21 protein-coding genes are annotated in these 23,147 nt (G+C 68.3%); 13 read left to right on the plus strand and 8 right to left on the minus strand.

Annotated features, from left to right (window positions below; genetic code table 11):
• Positions 1 to 24: 24 nt before the first annotated feature.
• The gene (locus ACP26O_RS12270) at positions 25 to 1,341 is read right to left on the minus strand and encodes an ATP-binding protein (RefSeq protein WP_175656474.1); all 1,317 of its coding nucleotides are present in this window, start codon (positions 1,339 to 1,341) and stop codon (positions 25 to 27) included.
• A complete protein-coding gene (locus ACP26O_RS12275; protein ID WP_012364426.1) occupies positions 1,325 to 2,050 on the minus strand; it encodes a response regulator in 726 nt (241 codons plus the stop codon). The genes ACP26O_RS12270 and ACP26O_RS12275 overlap by 17 nt, the downstream gene beginning before the upstream one ends.
• 222 nt (positions 2,051 to 2,272) lie before the next feature.
• On the opposite strand from ACP26O_RS12275, the gene ACP26O_RS12280 reads away from it, so the two are divergent.
• The gene (locus tag ACP26O_RS12280; protein WP_105833043.1) at positions 2,273 to 2,824 is read left to right on the plus strand and encodes a periplasmic heavy metal sensor; all 552 of its coding nucleotides are present in this window, start codon (positions 2,273 to 2,275) and stop codon (positions 2,822 to 2,824) included.
• A gap of 70 nt (positions 2,825 to 2,894) precedes the next feature.
• Here the strand turns inward: ACP26O_RS12280 and ACP26O_RS12285 are convergent, their stop codons facing one another.
• Entirely contained in the window at positions 2,895 to 3,593 is a 699-nt protein-coding gene (locus tag ACP26O_RS12285) for a pirin family protein (RefSeq protein WP_175665031.1), read from the minus strand.
• 364 nt (positions 3,594 to 3,957) lie between these two features.
• Between ACP26O_RS12285 and ACP26O_RS12290 the strand changes: the two genes are divergently transcribed.
• From ACP26O_RS12290 to ACP26O_RS12305, 4 genes are all read left to right on the plus strand, one after another.
• Positions 3,958 to 4,734, plus strand: a complete 777-nt coding sequence (locus ACP26O_RS12290; RefSeq protein ID WP_146125729.1) for an ABC transporter substrate-binding protein — start codon at positions 3,958 to 3,960, stop codon at positions 4,732 to 4,734.
• 229 nt (positions 4,735 to 4,963) lie between these two features.
• Positions 4,964 to 5,653, plus strand: coding sequence for an ABC transporter permease (locus ACP26O_RS12295; RefSeq protein ID WP_006755688.1), 690 nt, complete (start codon positions 4,964 to 4,966; stop codon positions 5,651 to 5,653).
• Positions 5,650 to 6,363 carry an ABC transporter permease gene (locus ACP26O_RS12300; protein WP_426356241.1) on the plus strand — a complete coding sequence of 238 codons (714 nt, stop codon included), beginning with the start codon at positions 5,650 to 5,652 and terminating at the stop codon, positions 6,361 to 6,363. The genes ACP26O_RS12295 and ACP26O_RS12300 overlap by 4 nt, the downstream gene beginning before the upstream one ends.
• 16 nt (positions 6,364 to 6,379) lie before the next feature.
• Positions 6,380 to 7,159, plus strand: a complete 780-nt coding sequence (locus ACP26O_RS12305) for an ABC transporter ATP-binding protein (protein ID WP_426356242.1) — start codon at positions 6,380 to 6,382, stop codon at positions 7,157 to 7,159.
• Between the two features lie 55 nt (positions 7,160 to 7,214).
• Here the strand turns inward: ACP26O_RS12305 and ACP26O_RS12310 are convergent, their stop codons facing one another.
• Entirely contained in the window at positions 7,215 to 7,712 is a 498-nt protein-coding gene (locus tag ACP26O_RS12310; protein WP_011657625.1) for a GNAT family N-acetyltransferase, read from the minus strand.
• A gap of 139 nt (positions 7,713 to 7,851) precedes the next feature.
• Here ACP26O_RS12310 and ACP26O_RS12315 point away from each other — a divergent pair, with 139 nt between their 5' ends.
• Positions 7,852 to 8,778: a LysR family transcriptional regulator gene (locus ACP26O_RS12315; protein ID WP_175660239.1), complete on the plus strand. Its 927-nt coding sequence runs from the start codon at positions 7,852 to 7,854 to the stop codon at positions 8,776 to 8,778.
• Positions 8,779 to 9,348: 570 nt separating this feature from the next.
• On the plus strand, positions 9,349 to 10,434 hold the full coding sequence (locus ACP26O_RS12320; RefSeq protein WP_043174467.1) for a porin: 1,086 nt from the start codon (positions 9,349 to 9,351) through the stop codon (positions 10,432 to 10,434).
• Between the two features lie 175 nt (positions 10,435 to 10,609).
• On the opposite strand, the gene ACP26O_RS12325 is transcribed toward ACP26O_RS12320, so the two are convergent.
• Entirely contained in the window at positions 10,610 to 10,948 is a 339-nt protein-coding gene (locus ACP26O_RS12325; RefSeq protein WP_006398637.1) for a P-II family nitrogen regulator, read from the minus strand.
• Positions 10,949 to 11,031: 83 nt separating this feature from the next.
• On the minus strand, positions 11,032 to 12,774 hold the full coding sequence (locus ACP26O_RS12330) for an NAD+ synthase (protein ID WP_175665032.1): 1,743 nt from the start codon (positions 12,772 to 12,774) through the stop codon (positions 11,032 to 11,034).
• 109 nt (positions 12,775 to 12,883) lie between these two features.
• On the opposite strand from ACP26O_RS12330, the gene ACP26O_RS12335 reads away from it, so the two are divergent.
• On the plus strand, positions 12,884 to 14,062 hold the full coding sequence (locus ACP26O_RS12335; RefSeq protein WP_105787510.1) for a GNAT family N-acetyltransferase: 1,179 nt from the start codon (positions 12,884 to 12,886) through the stop codon (positions 14,060 to 14,062).
• Between the two features lie 71 nt (positions 14,063 to 14,133).
• On the opposite strand, the gene ACP26O_RS12340 is transcribed toward ACP26O_RS12335, so the two are convergent.
• Positions 14,134 to 16,380, minus strand: a complete 2,247-nt coding sequence (locus ACP26O_RS12340; RefSeq protein ID WP_175701255.1) for a glycoside hydrolase family 3 C-terminal domain-containing protein — start codon at positions 16,378 to 16,380, stop codon at positions 14,134 to 14,136.
• 149 nt (positions 16,381 to 16,529) lie between these two features.
• Here ACP26O_RS12340 and ACP26O_RS12345 point away from each other — a divergent pair, with 149 nt between their 5' ends.
• Together ACP26O_RS12345 and ACP26O_RS12350 are read left to right on the plus strand one after the other, a co-directional pair.
• Positions 16,530 to 17,564, plus strand: a complete 1,035-nt coding sequence (locus ACP26O_RS12345; RefSeq protein ID WP_175665034.1) for a helix-turn-helix transcriptional regulator — start codon at positions 16,530 to 16,532, stop codon at positions 17,562 to 17,564.
• A gap of 49 nt (positions 17,565 to 17,613) precedes the next feature.
• A complete protein-coding gene (locus ACP26O_RS12350) occupies positions 17,614 to 18,498 on the plus strand; it encodes a GIY-YIG nuclease family protein (protein ID WP_175665035.1) in 885 nt (294 codons plus the stop codon).
• Positions 18,499 to 18,553: 55 nt separating this feature from the next.
• On the opposite strand, the gene ppa is transcribed toward ACP26O_RS12350, so the two are convergent.
• On the minus strand, positions 18,554 to 19,081 hold the full coding sequence (gene ppa / locus ACP26O_RS12355; protein WP_006753432.1) for an inorganic diphosphatase: 528 nt from the start codon (positions 19,079 to 19,081) through the stop codon (positions 18,554 to 18,556).
• A gap of 207 nt (positions 19,082 to 19,288) precedes the next feature.
• Here ppa and ACP26O_RS12360 point away from each other — a divergent pair, with 207 nt between their 5' ends.
• The 3 genes from ACP26O_RS12360 to ACP26O_RS12370 all read left to right on the plus strand — a co-directional run bounded on the left by ACP26O_RS12360 (position 19,289) and on the right by ACP26O_RS12370 (position 23,011).
• Positions 19,289 to 20,728, plus strand: coding sequence for an aldehyde dehydrogenase family protein (locus ACP26O_RS12360; protein ID WP_175656464.1), 1,440 nt, complete (start codon positions 19,289 to 19,291; stop codon positions 20,726 to 20,728).
• A 74-nt stretch (positions 20,729 to 20,802) separates the two neighbouring features.
• Positions 20,803 to 21,561, plus strand: a complete 759-nt coding sequence (locus ACP26O_RS12365; RefSeq protein WP_165751848.1) for an SDR family oxidoreductase — start codon at positions 20,803 to 20,805, stop codon at positions 21,559 to 21,561.
• A gap of 145 nt (positions 21,562 to 21,706) precedes the next feature.
• Complete coding sequence (locus ACP26O_RS12370) at positions 21,707 to 23,011, plus strand: MFS transporter (RefSeq protein ID WP_175665036.1); 1,305 nt, start codon at positions 21,707 to 21,709, stop codon at positions 23,009 to 23,011.
• The last annotated feature ends 136 nt before the right edge of the window (positions 23,012 to 23,147 follow it).

The raw sequence follows: 23,147 nt of genomic DNA on the forward strand, positions 1-23,147 counted from the left end.
CGCCTGCCCGGCAGGCGCCGCTTCTTACGCAGCCTGTGCGTGAAGTTCGTCCTTCGGCACCGCGTCGAACGGGAACGTCATCGCCACGCGCAGGCCGCCCTCGGGACGGTTGCCGATCTCGCACGTCCCGCCCAGCCTCAGCACGAGCCGCTCGACGATCGCGAGCCCCAGCCCGCTGTGGCCGTTCCCGCCGCGCGCGGGGTCGAGCCGCACGAACGGCCGCGTCGCCGCCGCCAGGTCGCGCGGCGCAATCCCGCCGCCGCTGTCGCTGACCGACAGCACATAACCGGTCGGCGTGCGCGCCGTCTCGACCAGCACCGGCGGCGCACCGTACGCATGTGCATTGTCCAGCAGGTTCGACAGGATCCGGTCGAGCGTCGCGGTCGGCAGGCGGAAGCCCGCGTCGGCCGTGAGACGCGTCTGGACCGGCGGCGCGTTCGGTGCGACCGCGCGATAGCTGCGCGCGATCCGCTCGCAGGTCTGGTCGACCGGCACGGGCTCGCTGCGGTCCGCCCCGCCGTGCGCGAACGCGAGGAACTGATCAACGATGTGCGACATCGAGTCGACATCGCGCACGACGCCGTCGCGCAGCCGCGCGTCGTCCATCATTTCGGCGCGCAGGCGCATCCGCGCGAGCGGCGTGCGCAGGTCGTGCGCGACGCCGGCCAGCATCACCGCGCGGTCGCTGTCGGCCTGCGACACCTGTTCCACCATCTGGTTGAAGCCGCGCGTGAGCTGGCGCAGCTCGCGCGGGCCGCGCTCGCGCAGCGGCGGCACCGGCTGGCCGCGGCCGAAGCGCGCGACCGCGCGCGCCAGCGAGCGCAGCGGCTGCTGCAGCTGCCAGGCCGCGAACAGCGCGGCGATCACCCCGGCCGAGAAGATCGTGCCGAGCCACAGCAGCATCCGGTCGAGCGAGCGCGGCGGCCGCAGCGGCTGCACCGGCACCACGATCCAGTTAGGGTCGGTCGGCTCCTTGACCCACAGCACCGGCGGATGACCGGGCGCGCCGACCTCGACCTGGGTGCCGTGCGGCATCCGCTCGCTCACGTCGTCGCGAAAGCGCTTGAGCGGCGCCGGCAGGTTCGTGTCGGCCACCTTCGGCACGTCGGGACTGTCCGGCGCCACGAGCCGCACGCGCGACGGCAGCGGCTGATCGGGCGTGCGCTCGACGTGCTGGCGCACCGCGTCGACGAGGAACGCGGCCTCCTCGACCGCGTAGCGCGTCTGCATCTGGTTGCGCTCGATGCGCATCGCGAAGAACCACGCGAAGTGCGACAGGAGCAGCACGCCGATGACCAGCAGCGCGAGCCGCCCGAACAGTGAATCAATGGGCTTGCGCATGGGCCTCGCCGTCGGGCACGAACACGTAGCCGCGCCCGCGGACCGTCTGGATGAAGCGCGGCGCGGACGGATCCGTTTCCAGGATGCGGCGCAGGCGCCATACCTGGACGTCGATGCCGCGGTCGGTGCCGTCGTACTCGGGCCCGTGCAGCAGCTCGAGTAGCCGCTCGCGCGTGAGCGTGCGCAGCGCATGGTTCACGAAGATCTTCAGCAGCGCGAATTCGCTGCTCGACAGCGTCGCCGGCTTGCCGTCGACCGACAGCGTGCGCGCCTGGAAGTCGAGCACGAAGCGGCCGAACGCGAACGGCTCGCGCTGCTCGGGCGCCGCCGCCGACGGCGTCGCGCGACGGCGGCGCAGCACGGCCTGCACGCGCGCGAGCAGCTCGCGCGGGTTGAACGGCTTGCCGAGATAGTCGTCCGCGCCGAGTTCGAGCCCGACGATGCGGTCGACGTCGTCCGCGCGCGCGGTCAGCATGATGACGGGGATGTCGTCGCCGGCCGCGCGCAACTGGCGCAGCGCGGTCAGGCCGTCCACGCCCGGCATCATCAGGTCCAGCACGATCAGGTCGGGCCGCTCGCGCTCGAGGCGCTTCTCGAGCGTCGCCGCGTCGTGCAGCACGGACACTTCCATCCCCTGGCGCACGAGATAGTCGCGCAGCAGGTCTCGGAGTTCTTGGTCGTCGTCGACGATGAGGATCTGGGTAGTCATGGCTTGAAGTTTACCGCGCGAGTGCGGCATCGAAGAACGAAACAAAGGGACGAAAGGGTTACTGCGGGTTACGGCGCAAGGGAACTGTAATGCGCCGTAACCCGCCGGCCACCCCGCGTAACACCGGCCGGGACCCGCGCCGCTAACCTGCGTCTTACCGGATGCGGACACGAATCACCGCGACCCGCATCGCCGGACCCTTTGATACAAGGAGTTTCTGAAATGTATAAGAAGACTTCCCGCGTGGCCATCGCGGCCGCCACCGTGCTCGCTCTCGCATTCGGCGCCGCGCATGCGGCTCAACCCAACGACATGCCGCCGCCGGGCGGCCCCGGCATGCATCAGATGCACGGCGGCCATGACGGCGGCCCGTTCGGCGTGATCATGAAGCTGCACGACCAGCTGAAGCTCAACGCGTCGCAGGAACAGCAGTGGCAGACGGCCGTCAACACGATGAAGCAGAACCATGAGGCGATGCGCAAGAGCCACGAGCAGATGCGCGAGCAATTCAAGGCGCAGCAGAATCAGCCGATCCTCGACCTGAACGCGATGCACGCCGCCCGCCAGCAGGCCGAGCAGCAGAATGCGCAACTGCGCGAGCAGAGCTCGGCCGCGTGGCTCGCGTTCTACAACGGGCTGAACGACCAGCAGAAGACCACCGTCAGCACGGCGCTCAAGCAGCAGTTCGCACGGATGGAGCAGCGCCACGAGACGATGAAGGAACGCTGGCAGCAGCACCGCGCGGCCAAGGGCGCGTCGGCGCCGGCGCAGTAAGCCGGCAGGCCGCCTCCCGGGCGGCACCGCGGGGGACGCGGGCGCTCAGCGCCCCGTCCCCCGTTGCTTTTCAGGCGACGTCGAACAGCAGCACCTCGGCCGCCCGGCCACGGGCGAACGCGACCGTGTCCACGCCGGCGATCCGCGCGCCGTCGCCCTCGGCCAGCGCGTGGCCGTTGACCTCCACGTCGCCGCGCGCCACGTGCACGTACGTGCTGCGCCCGGCCGGCACGCCGAAGGCCGTCTCCTCGTCGCCGTCGATCAACCCCGCGAAGATCCGCGCGTCCGCACGGACCGACAATGCGCCGTCGTCGCCGTCGGGCGACGCGACGAGCCGCAGCCGGCCGCGCTTCTCGTCGTCGGCAAAACGCCGCTGCGCATAGGCGGGCCGTCCGCCCCGCTCGGCCGGCTGCAGCCAGATCTGCAGCAGATGCAGCGGCCGGTCGCACCACGCATTGGTTTCGCTGTGCATGAGTCCCGTGCCGGCGCTCATCCGCTGGATGCCGCCGGCGCGCACGATCGCGCCATTGCCGAGGCTGTCGCGATGCGCGAGCGCGCCGTCCAGCACGTAGGTGACGATCTCGAGGTCACGGCGCGGCTGCATTCCGAAGCCGCGCGTGGGGGCGATCCGGTCCTCGCTCAGCAAGCGCAGCGCGCCGAACGGCGGATGCGTGGCCCCGGCGTGGCCGGCGAGCGGGAAGCTGCTGCTCGATTCGAGCCAGCCTTGACGCGTGTGGCAACGGTCGGCGGCGCGGCGGATCTGGAACATGGGGGTACTCCGGCAGGCGGCGATTCTTTTGCGGGTTTACCTGTACTGTAGGCGCGCCCCCATCCGGCCACAATCCGCCGCCCGCGCACCGCATCGTTGCGCTCACGAATCCAATGGGCGCAATACTCGTTGCGAATACCACGATTGTCGCAACAGCCGATTCGAAGAATCGATCGGTCGCGCCGGATTGCCGTTTTCCGGATATCGCGTTCGGGTAAAATACCGCCCTTTTGGCGTTCGCCCGTCCGGCGAGCGCCGTTGCCAGCGCGCCGAAACACGAATTTTGGCCGTCTAGAATACGCCGCGGCGCCCGGCCCGACCGGCCGCGAGCGCCCCCCCGGAAGTGAGCGACAAAAGGATGGAAATGAAGAAGGCCGCCCTGTGCGCCGCCCTCGCCCTCGTGGCGAGCGGCGCCTTCGCGAAAGAGTGGAAGACCGTGCGGATCGGTGTCGATGCCAGCTACCCGCCGTTCGAGTCGACCGCGCCGAGCGGCGAGATCGTCGGTTTCGACGTCGATCTCACCAAGGAAATCTGCAAGCGGATCAACGTGAAGTGCGTGTGGGTCGCGCAGGATCTCGACGGGATCATCCCCGCGCTGAAGGCGAAGAAGTACGACGTCATCGTGTCGTCGCTGACCGTCACGGACAAGCGCCGCGAGCAGATCGACTTCTCCGACAAGGTGTACGACGCACCGGCACGCATGATCGCGAAGGCCGGCTCGCCGCTGCTGCCGACGGTCGCGTCGCTCAAGGGCAAGCACGTCGGCGTCGAGCAGGGCTCGACGCAGGAAACCTACGCGAAGGCGTACTGGGAACCGCAGGGCGTGACGGTCATTCCTTACCAGAACCAGGACCAGGTCTATGCCGATCTCGGCTCGGGCCGCCTCGACGCGACGCTGCAGGATGAACTGCAGGCCGACTACGGCTTCCTGCGCACGCCGCGCGGCAAGGGCTTCGCGTTCGCCGGGCCGGAAGTGAAGGATCCGAAGACGATCGGCGACGGCACCGCGATCGGCCTGCGCAAGGAAGACACGGACCTGAAGCTCAGGATCAACAAGGCGCTGGCCGACATGCACAAGGACGGCACGTACGACCGGCTGTCGCACAAGTATTTCTCGTTCAGCGTCTACTCGGCTCGCTGAGCGCCGACAATGACGGGAAGCGGATGCGGGGGCGGCCCCGCGTCCGGCGGTACAGGCAGTCAACCACGCGCCGCCCGCCCCCTTGCCCGCCGCTCGCGCGACGGGCGGGCCCGGCACCGTTGCCGGGGCGGACGGTCATGATACGCACGGGGCGTTCCGCGCAGCTTGGCGGGCGCGTATTTCGCGGCGCACCGCATGCGCCCTCAGGGACCACACCAGGGACCACTCTATGTTTCTACAAGGTTACGGCCCGCTGATCCTCGCAGGCACCTGGCAAACCGTCAAACTGGCGGTGCTGTCGCTCGCGTTGTCGTTCCTGCTGGGCCTGCTCGGCGCGGGCGCGAAACTGTCGCGCAACCGCGTGACGAACGGCATCGGCACCGTCTACACGACGCTGATCCGCGGCGTACCCGACCTCGTGCTGATGCTGCTGCTGTTCTACAGCCTGCAGATCTGGCTGAACTCCGCGACCGACGCGCTCGGCTGGGACCAGATCGACATCGACCCGTTCCTCGCCGGCGTGCTCGTGCTCGGCTTCATCTACGGCGCGTACTTCACCGAGACCTTCCGCGGCGCCTTCCTGTCGGTGCCGCGCGGCCAGCTCGAGGCCGGCAGCGCATACGGGATGACCAGCTGGCAGGTGTTCGCGCGAATCATGTTCCCGCAGATGATGCGCTTCGCGCTGCCCGGCATCGGCAACAACTGGCAGGTGCTCGTGAAGTCGACCGCGCTGGTGTCGATCATCGGCCTCGCGGACGTCGTCAAGGCGTCGCAGGACGCCGGCAAGGGCACGCTGCGGTTCTTCTTCTTCACGCTGATCGCCGGTGCGGTCTACCTCGCCATCACGACGATCTCGAACTTCGTGCTGATGTGGCTCGAAAAGCGCTACTCGACCGGTGTCCGCAAGGCTGACCTATGATCGAACTCATCCAAGAATACTGGCGCAACTACCTCTATACCGACGGCTTCCGGATCACCGGCGTCGCGATCACGCTGTGGCTGCTCGTCGTGTCGATCGGCCTCGGCTTCTGCCTGTCGGTGCCGCTCGCCGTGGCCCGCGTGTCGAAGAAGAAGTGGCTGTCGGGCGCCGTGTGGCTCTACACGTACGTGTTCCGCGGCACGCCGCTCTACGTGCAGCTGCTGCTCTGCTACACCGGCCTCTACAGCCTGCAGTTCATACGCGGCACGCCGCTGCTCGACTCGTTCTTCCGCGACGGGATGCGCTGCACGCTGCTCGCGTTCATGCTGAACACCTGCGCGTATACGACCGAGATCTTCGCGGGCGCGATCAAGGCGACCTCGTACGGCGAGATCGAAGCCGCGCGCGCATACGGGATGTCCACCTTCACGATGTATCGCCGCGTGATCCTGCCGTCCGCGCTGCGCCGCGCGCTGCCGCTCTACAGCAACGAAGTGATCCTGATGCTGCACGCGACCACCGTCGCGTTCACCGCGACCGTGCCGGACATCCTGAAAATCGCCCGCGACGTGAACTCGGCGACCTACATGTCGTTCCACGCATTCGGCATCGCCGCCCTGCTCTATCTCGTGATCTCGTTCATGCTCGTATGGCTGTTCCGCCAGGCCGAGCGTCGCTGGCTCGCGTATCTGCGCCCGCAAGGCAAGTAAGTTTTCGCAGGACTATATGAATTCCCAGACTCAGAAGCTTTTCGTCGACGATCTGCACAAGCGGTACGGCGACAACGAGGTGCTCAAGGGCGTGTCGCTGAAGGCGAACTCGGGCGACGTGATCAGCGTGATCGGCTCGTCCGGTTCCGGCAAGAGCACGATGCTGCGCTGTATCAACTTCCTCGAACAGCCGAACGCGGGCCGCATCGTCGTCGACGGCGAGGAAGTGCGCACCACCGCCGACAAGACGGGCGCGCTGCGCGCGGCCGATTCGAAGCAGCTGCAACGCGTGCGCACCAAGCTGTCGATGGTGTTCCAGCACTTCAATCTCTGGTCGCACATGAACGTGATCGAGAACGTGATGGAAGCGCCCGTCAACGTGCTCGGCATCCCGAAGAAGGAAGCCGAGGATCGCGCCCGCACGTATCTCGAGAAGGTCGGCCTCGCGCCGCGCGTCGAGAAGCAGTATCCGTCGCACCTGTCGGGCGGCCAGCAGCAGCGCGTCGCGATCGCGCGCGCGCTCGCGATGCATCCGGAGGTGATGCTGTTCGACGAGCCGACGTCGGCGCTCGACCCGGAACTCGTCGGCGAAGTGCTGAAGGTGATGCAGAAGCTCGCCGAGGAAGGCCGCACGATGATCGTCGTCACGCACGAGATGGGCTTCGCGCGCAACGTGTCGAATCACGTGATGTTCCTGCACCAGGGGCGCGTCGAGGAAGAAGGCGTGCCGTCCGAGGTGTTCGCGAATCCGAAGAGCGAGCGCCTGCGCGGGTTCCTGTCGGGCAGCCTCAAGTAACGCGCACTGCGCGGTACGACACACGAGCGGGCGCCGGGCGGCGCCCGTTTCGCGTTTACGCGGCGTCCACCGGCGCGCCGTCCGCGAACGCGCGCAGCGCATCGCCCGCGAGCCGGTAGCGCACCCATTCGCTCTGCGGCGCCGCGCCGACGCTTTCGTAGAAGCGGATCGCCGGCTCGTTCCAGTCGAGCACGCTCCATTCGAACCGCCCGCAGCCGGTGTCCACGGCGATGCGCGCGAGCGCCTTCAGCAGCCGCAGCCCGGCGCCCGCGCCGCGAAAGCGCGGCGATACGTACAGATCCTCGAGATACAGCCCCTGGCGGCCGAGCCACGTCGAATACGAGAAGAAATACACGGCGAAGCCGGCCGGCTCGCCGTCGACCTCGCAGATCAGCGCGCGCGCGGGCGAGCCTTCGCCGAACAGGCTGCGCTCGAGCGACGCGGGCGTCGCGACCACTTCATGCTCCGCCTTCTCGTAGACGGCCAGCTCGGTGATGAAGCGCAGGATTTGCGGGACGTCGGCGACGGTGGCACAGCGGATGTCGATTTGCACGGCGGGGAGCCCTCCTTCGGCCCGGACGGGAAACGGAATGCGGCGCCGCCCGCGCACATGCGCGTGGCGGCGGTCGGATCCACATGCTACGTTCCCGTCTCAACTGCAGGAAGTGCAGTTTCTTCATCCGGACATGAACATGATGCATCCCGATCTGCGCCGTCTCGACCTGAACCTGCTGCTCGCGTTCGACGCGCTGTACCGCCACCGGTCGGTGGCGGCGGCCGCGCACGAACTGGCGATGAGCCCGTCCGCGCTCAGTCACGCGCTCTCGCGGCTGCGCGACGCGATCGGCGACGCGCTGTTCGTGCGGCTCGGCAACGAGATGCAGCCGACCGTGCGCGCCGACGACATCGCCACCTGGGCCGGCGACGCGCTCGACACGATGTCGAAAGGGCTCGCCCGCGCGCGCCGCTTCGATCCCGCGCAAAGCGACCGCACGTTCGTGTTCGCCGCAAGCGACTACACGGCGTTCGCCGTGCTGCCGGCCTTGCTCGCGCGCATCGAGCGGGTCGCGCCGCGGCTGCGGATCCGCGTCGTCCATTCCGAGCGCAAGATTTCGATCGACGAGCTCGCGGCCGGCCGCATCGATTTCGCGCTCGGCTATCACGAGGAGTCGGCCGCCGACTCGCCGGGCATCGAGGATTTCGACTGGTTCTCGGACGACTACGTGGTGATCGCGAGCGCCGCGCATCCGGACATCCGTCGGCGGCTGACGCTGGACCAGTATCTCGCGGCACGCCACGTGGTCGTCACGCCGTGGAACGAGTCGCGCGGCGTCGTCGACTACGTGCTCGACCGGCTCGGCCTCGCACGGAAGGTCGCCGTGCAGCTGCCGAGTGTGCTGGCCGCACCGTTCGCGATCGCGGAATCGACGCTGCTGATGACGGTGCCGAACCGCGCCGCGCAAGCGCTGCGCCACGCGGCGCCGATCCGCATCTTCCCCGCGCCGTTCGAGATCCCGCGCTATACGGTGAAGGTCTACTCGCACGCGAAGCACGCACGCACCGACGCGCACCGATGGATCCGCGCGCAATTGCTCGATGCACGACCCGCGCAGGGTTGAGCCGAGCGCGCTTGTCCGGCGGTCGAGGCCCCAGTTTCAGAGCCGTTGCAGACGCGGCCCGGCGCCGTTTGGCCATGCCGAATTTATTACGAAATACTTACCAATTTCGCCGCTCCGACGCTTACGCCCGCGCCTCTGCAACGTCAATAGTGGCAATCCTTGACCCCACGCCGCCGAATCCGTGTCTTCCTTGCCGGACAAGGGTTTACGGCAACCGGCGCGCGTCCGCGCGACCGCCGCGCACTCTGTTGCATGGCAAATTGGCGACACGTGTTAGTCAAACAACGATTTCGGTCGCCACAAAATTGTATTTTTGCTAAATTAGTAACCAAAGTAGCAAAACGAAGTTCGTGAAATGTAGTTTAGCTTCACGACACAACAAGGAGACCCCGCAAGCCGACCCGGCCGCGCGGGACCGCTCAACGGTTTTTCCGTCCGCTTGCCCGCGTGCCGCGCTTACCGGCCTGCACGAGGTCTCCCTGGTTATCCCGCTTTTCGCTTTTGCCCGACGCTCGCCGCGCCGGGCATCTCGTGCAGTCTGGGTTGACTTTTTGACAGGGTATGGAGGAGATGATGAAGAAAGCTTTGGTCGCGGCCGCGCTGATGGCTGCTGGGGTGGTTACGGCGCACGCGCAGAGCAGCGTCACGCTGTACGGTCGCCTGGATGCCGGCCTTGAGTACCTGAACGGCCTGCAGAACGGCCACCAAGTGCGCGCGGAAAGCGGCGACTGGGGCACGAGCCTGTGGGGCTTGAAGGGCAGCGAGGACATCGGCGGCGGCAACAAGGTCCTGTTCCACCTCGAAGGCGCGTTCAACACGATGAACGGCGGGCTCGGCACGAGCGGCTCGATCTGGGATCGTTTCGCGACCGTCGGCATCTCCAACGACCGCTACGGTACGCTGCTGCTGGGTCGCGAACTCGCGATCGCGAACGGCGTGTGGGACTTCGATCCGCTGGGCCAGTCGAGCTGGTCGTCGGCATCGCTCGTGCGCGGCCGCAACTGGAACAAGACCAGCAACAACGTGTCGTACCAGTCGCCGCAGTTCTACGGCCTCGACTTCTACGGCCAGTTCGCGTTCTCGAACTCGACCAGCTTCAACGGCAACACGACGGCCGGCCAGCCGGGCCGTGCGGCCGGTGCGCAGGTCACGTACACGAACTCGCTGTTCCAGTTGCGCGGCATCTACGACGAAACGCGCGACAGCAACGGCCGCTTCTCCGACGTGTTCAACTACTCGCGTGAATACTTCGCGGGCCTGAACGTGTTCCTCGGCCAGTTCAAGCTGCAAGCGGCTTATCAGTCGTCGCACGCGGACGGCAGCGGCGGCCCGGCCGTCAACAACGGCATCACCGGCACCCAGCAGGTCTGGGGCGGCGTGACGTGGCAGGCCACGCCGGCAGCCGCGCTGATCGCAGCCGTGTACCACGTGAATGCGAACCACGGCGGCGGCAACGCGAACATCTACACGGTCGGCGGCTCGTACAACATCTCGAAGCGCACGCTGTTCGACGTGCAGGTCGCGACGGTGCGCAACAGCTCGACGGCCAACTTCGGCCTGAACGCGAACGGTGCGGGCACCGCGGTATCGACGGGCAACCCGCATCCGGGCGGCAGCCAGACCGGCGTCTACGCCGGCATCCAGCACCTGTTCTGATCAGGCGCCGTCCAGAGAACGATTCGACAACACTTTCCACGCTGCTGCGAGAGGCGCGTATCGGTGCGGTACCCACCCGGGTATCGCACCGTTTTTTATTGGCGGGCCGGAATCGCGCGATCCGCGGCCCGCTCGATCGGATCGGCGGGATGGCCCGATCGGCCGAGTGCGGCGCTCAGACCGCCGCTTCGTTCTCTTCGCCGGTGCGAATGCGGATCACGCGCTCGACGTCCGACACGAAGATCTTGCCGTCGCCGATCTTGCCCGTGCGCGCCGCGCCGATCACCGCGTCGATCACCTGATCGACCTGCGCTTCCGCGACGACCACCTCGATCTTCATCTTCGGCAGGAAGTCGACGACGTATTCGGCGCCCCGATACAGCTCGGTGTGCCCCTTCTGGCGGCCGAAGCCCTTCACTTCCGTCACGGTCAGCCCCGTGAGACCGACTTCGGCGAGCGCTTCGCGGACTTCGTCCAGCTTGAACGGCTTGATGATGGCGGTGATGCGTTTCATGATGGTTGTCCCTCAATGCTCGTTTGGATGCACAATCGCGATCCCGATTGTAAGCCGGCCGGCCGCGTACGGCCCAGCACCGCTCAGTCGAGACGTTCGGTAAAGCGTGACGTGATCGGATAGCGCCAGTCGCGCCCGAACGCGCGATGCGTGACGCGAATGCCGATCGGCGCCTGGCGGCGCTTGTATTCGTTGATCTTGATGAGCCGCGTCACGCGTGCGACGTCGGCCTCCGCATAACCGGCCGCGACGATCTCCGCGAGCGGACGGTCCTCTTCCATGTACATCCGCATGATCGCGTCGAGCACGTCGTACGGCGGCAGGCTGTCCTGGTCCGTCTGGTTCTCGCGCAACTCGGCCGACGGCGCGCGCGTGAGGATCCGCTCGGGGATCACGTCGCGCTGCCCGTAGTCGGCGCTCGCGTTGCGATAGCGGCACAGCCGGTAGACCAGCGTTTTCGCGATGTCCTTGATCACCGCGAAGCCGCCGGCCATGTCGCCGTACAGCGTGCAGTAGCCGACCGCCATCTCGCTCTTGTTGCCGGTCGTCAGCACGATCGAGCCGAACTTGTTCGACAGCGCCATCAGCAGCGTGCCGCGGATGCGCGCCTGGATGTTCTCTTCCGTCGCGTCCTCCGCGCGGCCCGCGAATTCGTCCGCGAGCGCCGCCCGGAACGCGTCGAACATCGGCGCGATCGCGATCTCGTCGTAGCGCACGCCGACGCGCCGCGCCATCTCCGCCGCGTCGGTGGTCGAGATGTCGGCCGTGTAGCGCGACGGCATCATCACCGCGCGCACGCGCTCGGGGCCGAGCGCGTCGCATGCGACCGCGAGCACCAGCGCGGAATCGACGCCGCCCGACAGCCCGATCAGCACGCCGGGAAAGCCGTTCTTGCCGATGTAGTCGCGCACGCCGGTCACGAGCGCGCGATAGACCTGCGCGTCGACCGGCAGCGCTGGGGCGATCGCGCCGGGCAGCGGGTGGGCGCCGTCGAATTCGACGATCGCGTGCCCTTCGTCGAACTGCGCCATCTTCGCGACGAGCGCGCCCTGCGCGTCGAGCACGAACGAGCCGCCGTCGAACACGAGCTCGTCCTGGCCGCCGACGAGGTTCACGTACACCATCGGCAACCCGGTCTCGCGAATGCGCGCGCGCAGGATGTCGATGCGCAGCGCGTCCTTGTTCATGTGGTACGGCGACCCGTTCGGGATCAGCAGCACCTGCGCGCCGGCGGCCTTCGCGATCTGCGCGGCCGACGCATGCCATGCGTCCTCGCAGATGACCACGCCGAACTTGACGCCGTTCAGCTCGAACACGAGCGGCTCGGCGTCGGTCGCGAAATAGCGCTTCTCGTCGAACACGTCGGCGTTCGGCAGATCCTGCTTGCGGTAGGTGCCGGCGATCTCGCCGCCGACGATCAGCGACACCGCGTTGTAGGTATCGGCCGGCGGCACGCCGCGCTCGATCGGGCGGTTTGCATTACCATCGACGGCTGGCGCGCGTGCATCGTCGCCCGGGTCGCTGCCCGCACCGCTGCCCGGTCCCCTGCCCGGACCCCGCAACGGATGACCGACCAGCACCGCGAGCCCGTCGAACGGACGCAGCGCGTCGGCGAGCGTGTCGAGCGCGGCAGCGGCCGCCGCGTAGAACGCGGGCCGCAGCAGCAGGTCTTCCGGCGGATAGCCGGACAGCGCGAGTTCGGGTGCGACCATCAGTTGCGCACCATCGTTGTGCGCGGCGCGGGCGGCCGCGACGATCCGCGCGACGTTGCCGGCGAAATCGCCGACGGTGACGTTGATCTGGGCGAGAGCGAGTCGGGTCTTCATGACGGGATCGGCGCAGCCCGGCGGCGCGCCCTGAACGGCTGACGAAAACGTCCCGGACGCGGGCCATCGCGGCACGCATCCGGCGGCATCCAACAGTACGGATTCACGCTTGAAACACGAACGCATCGATTATCGCACGGGCATCCTGTCGTCCCCCGCGGAAGTGCCGGCCGACGAATGGAACGCGCTGCTCGAACGCGACGCGCAGCCCACGCCGTTCCTGCGCCACGAATTCCTCGACGCGCTGCACGTCGCGCGCTGCGCGGTCGACGACACCGGCTGGTCGCCGCACTTCGTCACGCTGACCGATCCGCGCACGGGCCGGCTCGCGGCCGCCGCGCCCGTCTACGCGAAGCAGCATTCGTACGGCGAATACGTGTTCGACTGGGCATGGGCCGACGCGTACCAGCGCAACGGCCTGTCCTACTACCCGAAGCTGCTGTGCGCAGTGCCGTTCACGCCCGTGCAGGGCACGCGCCTGCTCGCGGCCGACGACGACGCACGCCGCCGGCTCGCGGCCACGCTGCTCGCGTTCGCCGAGCAGAGCGACGTGTCGTCGCTGCACGTGCTGTTCCCGACCGGCGACGAAGCGCGGCTGCTCGAATCGCTGGGGATGATGCTGCGCGAAGGCGTGCAGTTCCACTGGCTCAACGACGGCTACCGCGACTTCGACGACTTCCTCGGCACGCTCGAGCAGAAGAAGCGCAAGAACATCCGCGCCGAACGGCGCAAGGTGCGCGATGCCGGTGTCACGTTCCGGCGGCTGACCGGCGACCGGATCACCGATGCCGACTGGCGCTTCTTCTCGCGCTGCTACCGGCAGACCTACCGCGAACACTACTCGAGCCCGTACCTGAATCTCGACTTCTTCCGCGCGATCGGCGCGACGATGCCGGAGAACCTGCTGCTCGTGATCGCCGAAGCCGACGGCCGCCCGATCGCGAGCTCGCTCGCCGTCTACCGGCGCGGCGCGAACGGCGGCGGCACGCTGTACGGCCGCTACTGGGGCGCGCTCGAGCACGTGCCCTGCCTGCATTTCGAAACGGCGTACTACCAGCTGCTCGAATTCTGCATCGAGGCCGGGCTCGATACGTTCGAGGGCGGCGCGCAGGGCGAGCACAAGCTCGCGCGCGGCTTCCTGCCGACCGTCACGCATTCCGCGCACTGGCTCGCGCATCCGGCGTTCTCCGATGCGGTCGCGCACTTTCTCGCACGCGAGACCGAGCATATCCACGCGTACGTCGACGAACTTCGCGAACACGATCCGTTCCGGCGCAGCACCGGCTAGCGTCATCCGGCATACCGGCATGCGGCGAGGCCGCGCATGGCCTCGCCGCATGCCGCACGACCGCAGCCGGCTCAGTGCGCGGCGAGCGTCACCGTCTGCGACAGCGCCTGCGGGTCACGCGACGACGCGGCCGCCGACAGCCCGTAGCTGCCCGCGCCGATCCGCCATGCGTGCGCATTCGCATCCCACACCGCGAAGCGCTGCGCCGGCACCGCGACACTGACCGTACGCGCCTCGCCCGGCTGCAGCGCGACCCGGGTCCAGCCGACGAGCCGCTTCGGCGGCTCGCCGAGCGACGCGGGCAGCGCCGCGTAGATTTGCACCGTGTGCGTACCGGCCCGCGTGCCCGTGTTCGTCACCGTCACGCCGACCGTCACGTTGCCCGCTGCGTCCGCCCGCGCCGACATCGCCGACAACGCATACGTCGTGTACGACAGCCCGTAGCCGAACGGAAACAGCGGCTCGATCGCCTTCGCGTCGAACCAGCGATAGCCGTACGCGAGCCCTTCCGCATAGACGTTCTGCGTATTCGACGGGTCGATCGTCGGCTGCGGCAGGTCGGCCTCCTGCTTCGGGAACGTCAACGGCAGCCGGCCCGACGGATTCGCGTCGCCGAACAGCAGGTCGGCGATCGCCTGGCCGCCCTGTGCGCCCGGATACCATGCGTCGAGCACGCCGTGCACGTTGGCAAGCCACGGCATCAGCACGGGGCTGCCGTTCTCGAGCACGACGATCACACGCTTCGCCTTCGCGGCGACCGCAGCGATCAGCGCGTTCTGGTCGTATTGCTGGTTGTACGGGTCGGCCTTCGCATCGGGCAGCGACAGGCTCGCGAGGTCGAGGCCTTCGGTCTGCCACTGCGTGGCGAACACGATCGCGACATCGGCCTGCGCGGCCGCGGTGGCCGCCGCGTTCGCGTCGGTCCCGTCGAGATAGCTGACCGACGCGTTCGGCGCCTTCGCGCGGATCGCCGCGAGCGGCGCGGACTTGTACCAGGTCGCGCACCCGCCGAACAGCATGTCGGCCGGTTGCTGACAGGACGTCACCGCGTTGCCGTCGATCGCCGGCACCGCACCCGAGCCGCCGCCCGACAGCACGCCCGCATCCGCGTGCCCGCCGATCACGACGACCGACTTGAGCGTGCCGGCGGCCAGCGGCAGCACCGGCTGCGTGTCGCCCGGCGCGGCCGCGTTCTTCAGCAGCACCGCCGCTTGCCGGGCGATCGCGAGCGCGTCGGCATTGCCGGCGGCTTCGTCGATCGCGCCGCCCGGCTTCGGCGGCGCGTCCATCACGCCGATGCGGATCAGCGTGCGCAGCTTGCGCTGCACCATGTCGTTCAGCCGCGCGGCCGACACGCTGCCGGCCTGCAGCGCCGCGCGCAGCTTCGAATTGAAGTACGAGCCGAGCGGCGCGTTGCCGTCGTCGGCCGCGCCGGGCTGCTCCTCGTCGAGCCCGGCCTGCACGGCTGCGACCGTCGAATGCGTCGCGCCCCAGTCCGACTGCACGACGCCCTTGAAGCCCCACTCGTTCTTCAGCACGGTCGTCAGCAGATGCGGGTTCTCGCACGCATACACGCCGTTCAGCTTGTTGTACGAGCACATCACGTTGCCCGGCTGGCCGTCCTTCACGCCGATCTCGAACGCGAGCAGTTCGGCCTCGCGCATGGTCCGCTCGTCGACGACCGAATCGACCGTCATCCGGTTGGTTTCCTGGTCGTTGAACGCGAAATGCTTGATCGTCGCGATCACCTTCTGCGCCTGCGTGGCCTGCGTGCGCGCGGCGCTCAGCGTGCCCGCGAGCACCGGATCCTCGCCCATGTATTCGAAGGTGCGGCCGTTGCGCGGCTCGCGCGCGAGGTTCACGCCGCCGCCGAGCCCTTCCGCGAACCCGAGCGCGCGCAATTCGAGCGCGATGCGCGTGCCGTAGGTGCCCGCGAGCGCCGGATCCCACGTCGCCGCGAGCGCGACCGGCGCGGGCAGCGCGGTCACGCGCGCATTCTTCACGTTCACGCCGCCCGCCGAATCGGCGCTGCTGAGCGCCGGAATGCCGAGCCGCGGCACGCCCGGGATGTAGCTTGCGCCGTTCAGCGCGTCGGCCGGAAACGGGCCGCCGAAGTTGAGCGCGGGCATGCCGGTACCGTGCACGAGCTGCAGTTTCTCGTCGGTCGTCAGTTGCGCGACGAGTGCGGCCGCGCGCTGGTCGGCCGCCGCGTCGGGGTCGGCCGGCGCATGGACGTCGTCGCCGCCGCACGACGCGAGCAGCATCGTGAGCGCACATGCGGACGCAATCGTCGAACACCGGAACAGCGAAGTTTTCATTGATCCTCCAGAATCGATCTGTTGTACTGGTCGCCAAACTCCAGCGTCGAGTCTAAAAATCGACCGGTCACCACGCTTGACCGGCAGGAGCATGCGTTGACCTCTCGCAGCGGGGACAAACCCGAACGGCATGACGACAGGGGGCAGACATGGAGTTGAGACAGAAATCGGTATCCGTGCGGATCTACCGCTGGCTGTGCGAGGACGCGCGCACAAACGGCATCGATCCCGCCGCGCTTTACGAGACGCTCGGCATCGGGCCGGCCGAGCTCGCCGACGACACGCGCCGCATCGCCGGCGACCGGCACGTGGCCGCGATGCAGCTGACGAGCGGCTGGCCGCTGTCGTGGCATCGCCCGCCACCGCAGGTCGTGCCCTGGCTCGTGCCGTTTCCCGAGCTCGCGGGCATCACGTGCAACGCGGCGACGCTGCGCGGCGCGCTGCACGGCTACCTGCGCTATCGCGAGCTGATCGGCAACGTCGACTGGGTCTTCGCACACGAGAGAGGCAACGCGATCGCGCTCGAATACGTGAACGAAGGAGACGGCCGGCACGCGGGCAGCGCGTTCGTCAATCTCGCGATCCTCGCGGCGCTTGCGCGCCTGTACGATCCGCACGTGTGCATCGACGACGCCGAATTCGCCGGCCGCGCGTTCGCGCCCGTTGCCGCGCTGCGCGACATGCTCGGCGCACCGGTGGCGTTCGAGGCCGCGCACAACCGCATCGTGCTGCGCTCCGCGCACTTCGACACGCCGTTCGAGCGCTACAACGCGCCGCTCGCCGGCATCCAGCGTCATGCGGCCGATGCCGCGCGCGAGCGCGTGCGCGCATGCTCGACGTTCGGCGCGTCGGTCGAACAATGCGTGCGCGACTGGCTGCGCACCTCCGACGATACCGACGTGCCGACCGATACGCTGATGCAGCACGTGTGCACGCGCTTCGCGATGTCGCGCTGGACGCTGCGCCGGCGGCTCAATCGCGAAGCGGTCGGTTTCCATGCGCTCGTCGCGCAGGCGCGGCTCGGCGAGGCGCGCGACCTGCTGCTGAATACGCAGTTGCCGATCGGCGAGATCGGCGTGCGCGTCGGCTTCCGTTCGACGAGCGCATTCACGCGCTTCTTCACGCGCGAACTCGGCGCGGCGCCGAGCCGCTTTCGCGACGGGCACGGCGACCGGTGGCGTTGACGCACGCTTTTTCTGAGACACTGGCGGCTTCGCATCCCGCCGCCCTGCCATGCCCTGGTTTCTGTATCTGATCGAATGCGCGGACGACAGCGTCTACACGGGCATTACGACCGATGTCGCCGCGCGCTTCGACGAACACGCGTCCGGCAAGGGCGCGCGCTATACACGCTCGCGCAAGCCGCGCGCGGTGCTCGCGGCGTTTCCTCTGCCCGACCGGTCCAGCGCGTCGCGCGCCGAATACTGGGTGAAGCGGCTCACGCCCGCGAAAAAGCGCGAGTTGGCGGCCGGCTTGCGCACGCTCGAATCGGTGTTGCCGGCGGTGGTTGCGCTCGACGAGCGCAACGATGCGGCCGGGCCGAAGGCGATGGCGCGCGGGCCGAAGAAGGGGCGCGCGGAAGACCTCGACGATGCGGCCAACGCGGCTGATACCGAACCGGTTGCCGGGAAAAAGGCGAAGGCGGGGACAGTCGCCGGGCCTGCAACGGCCACGAAGACGGTGAAGGCGGTGAAGACGCTGGAGACGGCGAAGCCTGCGAAAGGCAAGCAAGCGTCGAAGTCGACGCAATCGAACCCGGCCGCACCGGACGCGAAACGGGCGAAAGCCGACGGCGACGCCGCCGCAAAAAAGACGTCGTTGCGTGGTACGCCGGTAAAGAAGGCCGGCCCGCCTCCAGCCGCGTCGCCAAAAAGGACGGCATCGGCCGCCGTCGGCAAACCGGCAGCGAACGCACGCGAAGACGCCGCTTCCCCACCGACGCGGCGCCGTCCGACCACGCGACCCGCCGAAGCGACCCAGGCGGCTACGTCACCCGCTGCCCCGCCCCGCGCGAAACGCACGAAGCAGGCACCGGCTACCCCACGCCCGCAGGCGTCCGCGTCCGCGCCCGCCCGCCGGAAAGCCGTGCGCACAAAACAAAACCGCGCGGCCTCCTGAGGAGACACGCGCGGTTTGCGTTCCGAACGAACCGGCGCGAAGCCGGCCAACGGACTTACTTCTTGTAGTTCGCGGCGCCGTCGGTGATTTCCTTGTGCGCGGCGTCGATGCCGGCCCAGCCTTCGACCTTCACCCACTTGCCCTTCTCGAGCGCCTTGTACTGCTCGAAGAAGTGCTTGATCTGATCCTTCAGGTATTCGGGCACGTCGTCGATCGACTTCAGGTTCGCCGTCATCGGGCAGACCTTGTCGTGCGGGACGGCGACCAGCTTCGCGTCGACGCCCGACTCGTCGGTCATCTGCAGCATGCCGAGCACGCGCGAACGCACGATCGAGCCGGCCAGCAGCGGGAACGGCGTGATCACCAGCACGTCGACCGGATCGCCGTCGCCCGACAGCGTCTGCGGGATGTAGCCGTAGTTCACCGGGTAACGCATGCCGGTACCGATGAAGCGGTCGACGACGAGGAGACCCAGTTCCTTGTCCGCCTCGTACTTCACCGGATCGCTTTGCGCGGGGATCTCGATGATCACGTTGAAATCGTGCGGCAGGTCCTTGCCGGCCGGAACATGATTAAAGCTCATAGCGCTCTCTGTTGGTCGATGGAATTCGGGACAGGGCGCCGCGGGCGCTGCACCGCCGCGGGCGTCCCCGCAGGGAATGCGCCATTATAGCCAATCGACCGGTGGCGTCCGGATGACGATCGGCGCGATAATCGTTCCGGATGTCCGGCCACCGAACCACGGGCGACGTCGTCCGTCGCCGCGAAGCATCGGACCCGAGGAGCAGGCATGGAAGAAGCGAAGCACTTCATCGCGGGCGAATGGACGTTGCCCGCGCAGCTGGAGACAATCCCGGTCGTCGATCCCTCCGACGGCCAGCCGTTCGCGACGATCGCGCGCGGCACCGCACCCGACATCGAGCGCGCGGTCGCCGCGGCCCGCGAAGCGTTCGTGGGCCCGTGGGGCGCGGCGAGCGCCGCCGAGCGCGGCCGCGTGCTGATGCGGCTGTCGGCGCGCGTCGCCGACCATCTCGAGGAACTCGCGACGATCGAAGCGCGCGACACCGGCAAGCCGCTGAAGCAGGCGCGTGCCGATGCCGCCGCGCTCGTGCGCTATTTCGAGTTCTACGCGGGCGCCGCCGACAAGCTGCACGGCGAGACCCTCCCCTATCAGGCCGGCTATACGGTGCTGACCGTGCGCGAGCCGCACGGCGTCACCGGCCACATCGTGCCGTGGAACTACCCGATGCAGATCTTCGGGCGCAGCGTCGGCGCGGCGCTCGCGGCCGGCAACGCGTGCGTCGTGAAGCCGGCCGAGGATGCGTGCCTGTCGGTGCTGCGCGTCGCCGAGCTGGCCGCCGAAGCCGGGCTGCCGGCCGGTGCGCTCAACATCGTCACCGGCTACGGCCATGAAGCGGGCGCCGCGCTCGCGCGCCACCCGGGCATCGACCACATCTCGTTTACGGGCTCGCCCACGACCGGCAAGCTGGTCACGCAGATGGCCGCCGAGAACCACGTGCCCGTCACGCTCGAGCTCGGCGGCAAGTCGCCGCAGATCGTGTTCGCCGACGCCGATCTCGAAGCGGCGCTGCCCGTGCTCGTGTCGGCGATCGTGCAGAACGGCGGGCAGACCTGCTCGGCCGGCAGCCGCGTGCTGATCGAGCACGCGGTCTACGAGCCGCTCGTCGATCGGCTCGCCACCGCATTCAACGCGCTGCGGGTCGGCCCGAGCCGCGCGGATCTCGACTGCGGCCCGCTGATCAACGCGAAGCAGCAGCAACGCGTGTGGGATTTCCTGTCCGACGCGCAGCACGACGGCATTCCGATGGCAGGGCACGGCCAGGTCGTCGCCGACGCGCCCGAAAGCGGCTTCTACCAGGCTCCCGCGCTGCTGCGCGACGTGCCCGCGTCGCACCGGCTCGCGCAGGAGGAAGTGTTCGGCCCGGTGCTCGCGGCGATGCGTTTCGTCGACGAGGAAGAAGCGGTCGCACTCGCGAACGGCACGCCGTACGGCCTCGTCGCAGGCATCTGGACCCGCGACGGCGCGCGCCAGCTGCGCCTCGCGCGGCGCCTGCGCGCCGGTCAGGTGTTCATCAACAACTACGGTGCGGGCGGCGGCGTCGAACTGCCGTTCGGCGGCGTCGGCCATTCGGGCCACGGCCGCGAGAAAGGCTTCGAGGCGCTGTATGGCTTCACCGCACTGAAGACGATCGCGATCCGGCACGGCTGACCCGTTGAACCCGGCCGGCAACGACCGGCCGCGCACCGACACACCACGCACGCATCCAACAGAGGAGACACACCATGCGGTTGAGCGGCAAGACGGCCATCGTCACCGGCGGCGGCTCGGGCTTCGGCGAGGGCATCGCGAAGACCTATGCGCGCGAAGGCGCGAACGTCGTCGTCAACGACCTGAACGGCGCGGCGGCCGAGCGCGTCGCGAGCGAGATCGCGCTGGCGGGCGGCAAGGCGATCGCGGTCGCGGGCGACGTGTCCAAAGACGCCGACTGGCGCGCGCTGCTGCAGGCCGCGCTCGACGATTTCCATTCGGTGCAGATCGTCGTGAACAACGCGGGCACCACGCACCGCAACAAGCCGGTGCTCGACGTGACGGAAGCCGAGTTCGATCGCGTGTACGCCGTCAACATGAAGAGCCTGTTCTGGAGCGTCCAGACCCTGGTGCCGTATTTCCGCGCGCAGGGCGGCGGCGTGTTCGTGAACGTCGCGTCGACGGCCGGCGTGCGGCCGCGCCCGGGCCTCGTCTGGTACAACAGCACGAAGGGCGCGATGATCACCGCGAGCAAGTCGCTCGCGGCCGAGCTCGGCGCCGACCGCATCCGCGTGAACTGCATCAACCCGGTGCTCGGCGAGACGGGCCTGATGACCGAGTTCATGGGCTGCGAGGACACGCCGGAGAATCGCCGCCGGTTCCTCGCGACGATTCCGCTCGGCCGCTTCTCGACGCCGCAGGACATCGCGAACGCGGCCCTGTACCTCGCATCCGACGAAGCCGAGTTCATCACCGGCGTCTGTCTCGAAGTCGACGGCGGGCGCTGCATCTAGCCGCACGACCGTGATTGCGCCGCGCCGGCATCGGCGCGCGCATCCGCGCAGGGTGCATCCACGCATCGGCATTGCTTCGCAAGACACCGGATCGGGCGCCGACGCGCCGGCTCCGGCACATGACAAAACAAGGACAGGAGACAACATGGCTACATCGATGCAGTCGCTGCCGGGCTCGTCCGGCGCATTCGAGGAAGCAACCTATCGCAAGGTGTCGTGGCGGCTCACGCCGCTGCTGCTGCTGTGCTACGTGGTCGCGTATCTCGACCGCGTGAACGTCGGCTTCGCGAAGCTGCAGATGGCGAGCGACCTGAATCTCAGCGACACCGTCTACGGGCTCGGCGCCGGGATCTTCTTCTTCGGCTACTTCCTGTTCGAAGTCCCGAGCAACATCATCCTGCACAAGGTCGGCGCGCGTGTCTGGATCGCGCGCATCATGGCAACGTGGGGCGTGATCTCGATCCTGACGATGTTCGTCACGACGCCCGCGATGTTCTACGTGATGCGCTTCCTGCTCGGCGTCGCCGAAGCCGGCTTCTTCCCCGGCGTGATCCTGTATCTCACCTACTGGTATCCCGCGCACCGGCGCGGCCGGATGACGACCTTCTTCATGACCGCCGTCGCACTGTCCGGCGTGATCGGCGGACCGATCTCCGGCTTCATCCTGAAGGCGTTCAACGGCGTGAGCGGCTGGCACGGCTGGCAATGGCTGTTCCTGCTCGAAGGGATCCCGTCGGTGCTGGCCGGCGTGCTCGTGTTCTTCGCGCTCGACGACCGGATCGCGAAGGCCAAATGGCTCACCGACGAGGAAAAGGCGCTGCTCGCGCGCAACGTCGACGCGGAGGAAGCGACCAAGGAAGACCTGCCGCTCGGCGCGGTGATGTCGAGCCCGCGCGTGTGGCTGATGGCGTTCATCTACTTCTCGTTCGTGATGGGCCTGTACGGCGTCGGCTTCTGGCTGCCGACGATCATCAAGGCGACCGGCGTGGTCGACACGGTGATGATCGGCCTGCTGTCGGCGATTCCGTATGCGGCGGCGGTGGTCGCGATGATCCTGATCGCGCACAGCGCGGACAAGCGACGCGAACGACGCTGGCACCTGGCGATTCCGGCCGCGTTCGGCGCACTGGGGCTCGTGTTGTCGGTGATCTGGGCGCACCAGACGGCGCTCGCGATGCTCGGCCTCACGCTCGCGACGATGGGCATCCTGACGACGCTGCCGCTGTTCTGGAGCCTGCCGACCGCATTCCTCGGCGGTGCGGCGGCCGCGGCCGGCATCGCGATGATCAACTCGATCGGCAACCTCGCGGGTTTCCTGAGTCCGTACCTGATGGGCTGGCTCAAGCAGGCGACGGGCGCCAACGACGCGGGCATGTACATGCTCGCCGGGTTCCTCGTGCTCGGCGGGTTGCTCGCGCTGTCGGTGCCGAAGCGACTCGTCGACAAGTGATGCGGTGGGCGTGACCTCGTCGCACTCGCATTCGCACGCGAGCATGAAGCCGACCGGGTCGCGCCCGCTGCCGCTACGCCGCACGACGACGTCTACCGGCTCAACGGCGGGCTCGACAGCCGGCTCGCGGCCGCCG

Origin of the sequence: Burkholderia sp. R-40 (assembly GCF_049942845.1) — a bacterium.
In the GTDB taxonomy this organism is placed as follows: domain Bacteria; phylum Pseudomonadota; class Gammaproteobacteria; order Burkholderiales; family Burkholderiaceae; genus Burkholderia; species Burkholderia ambifaria.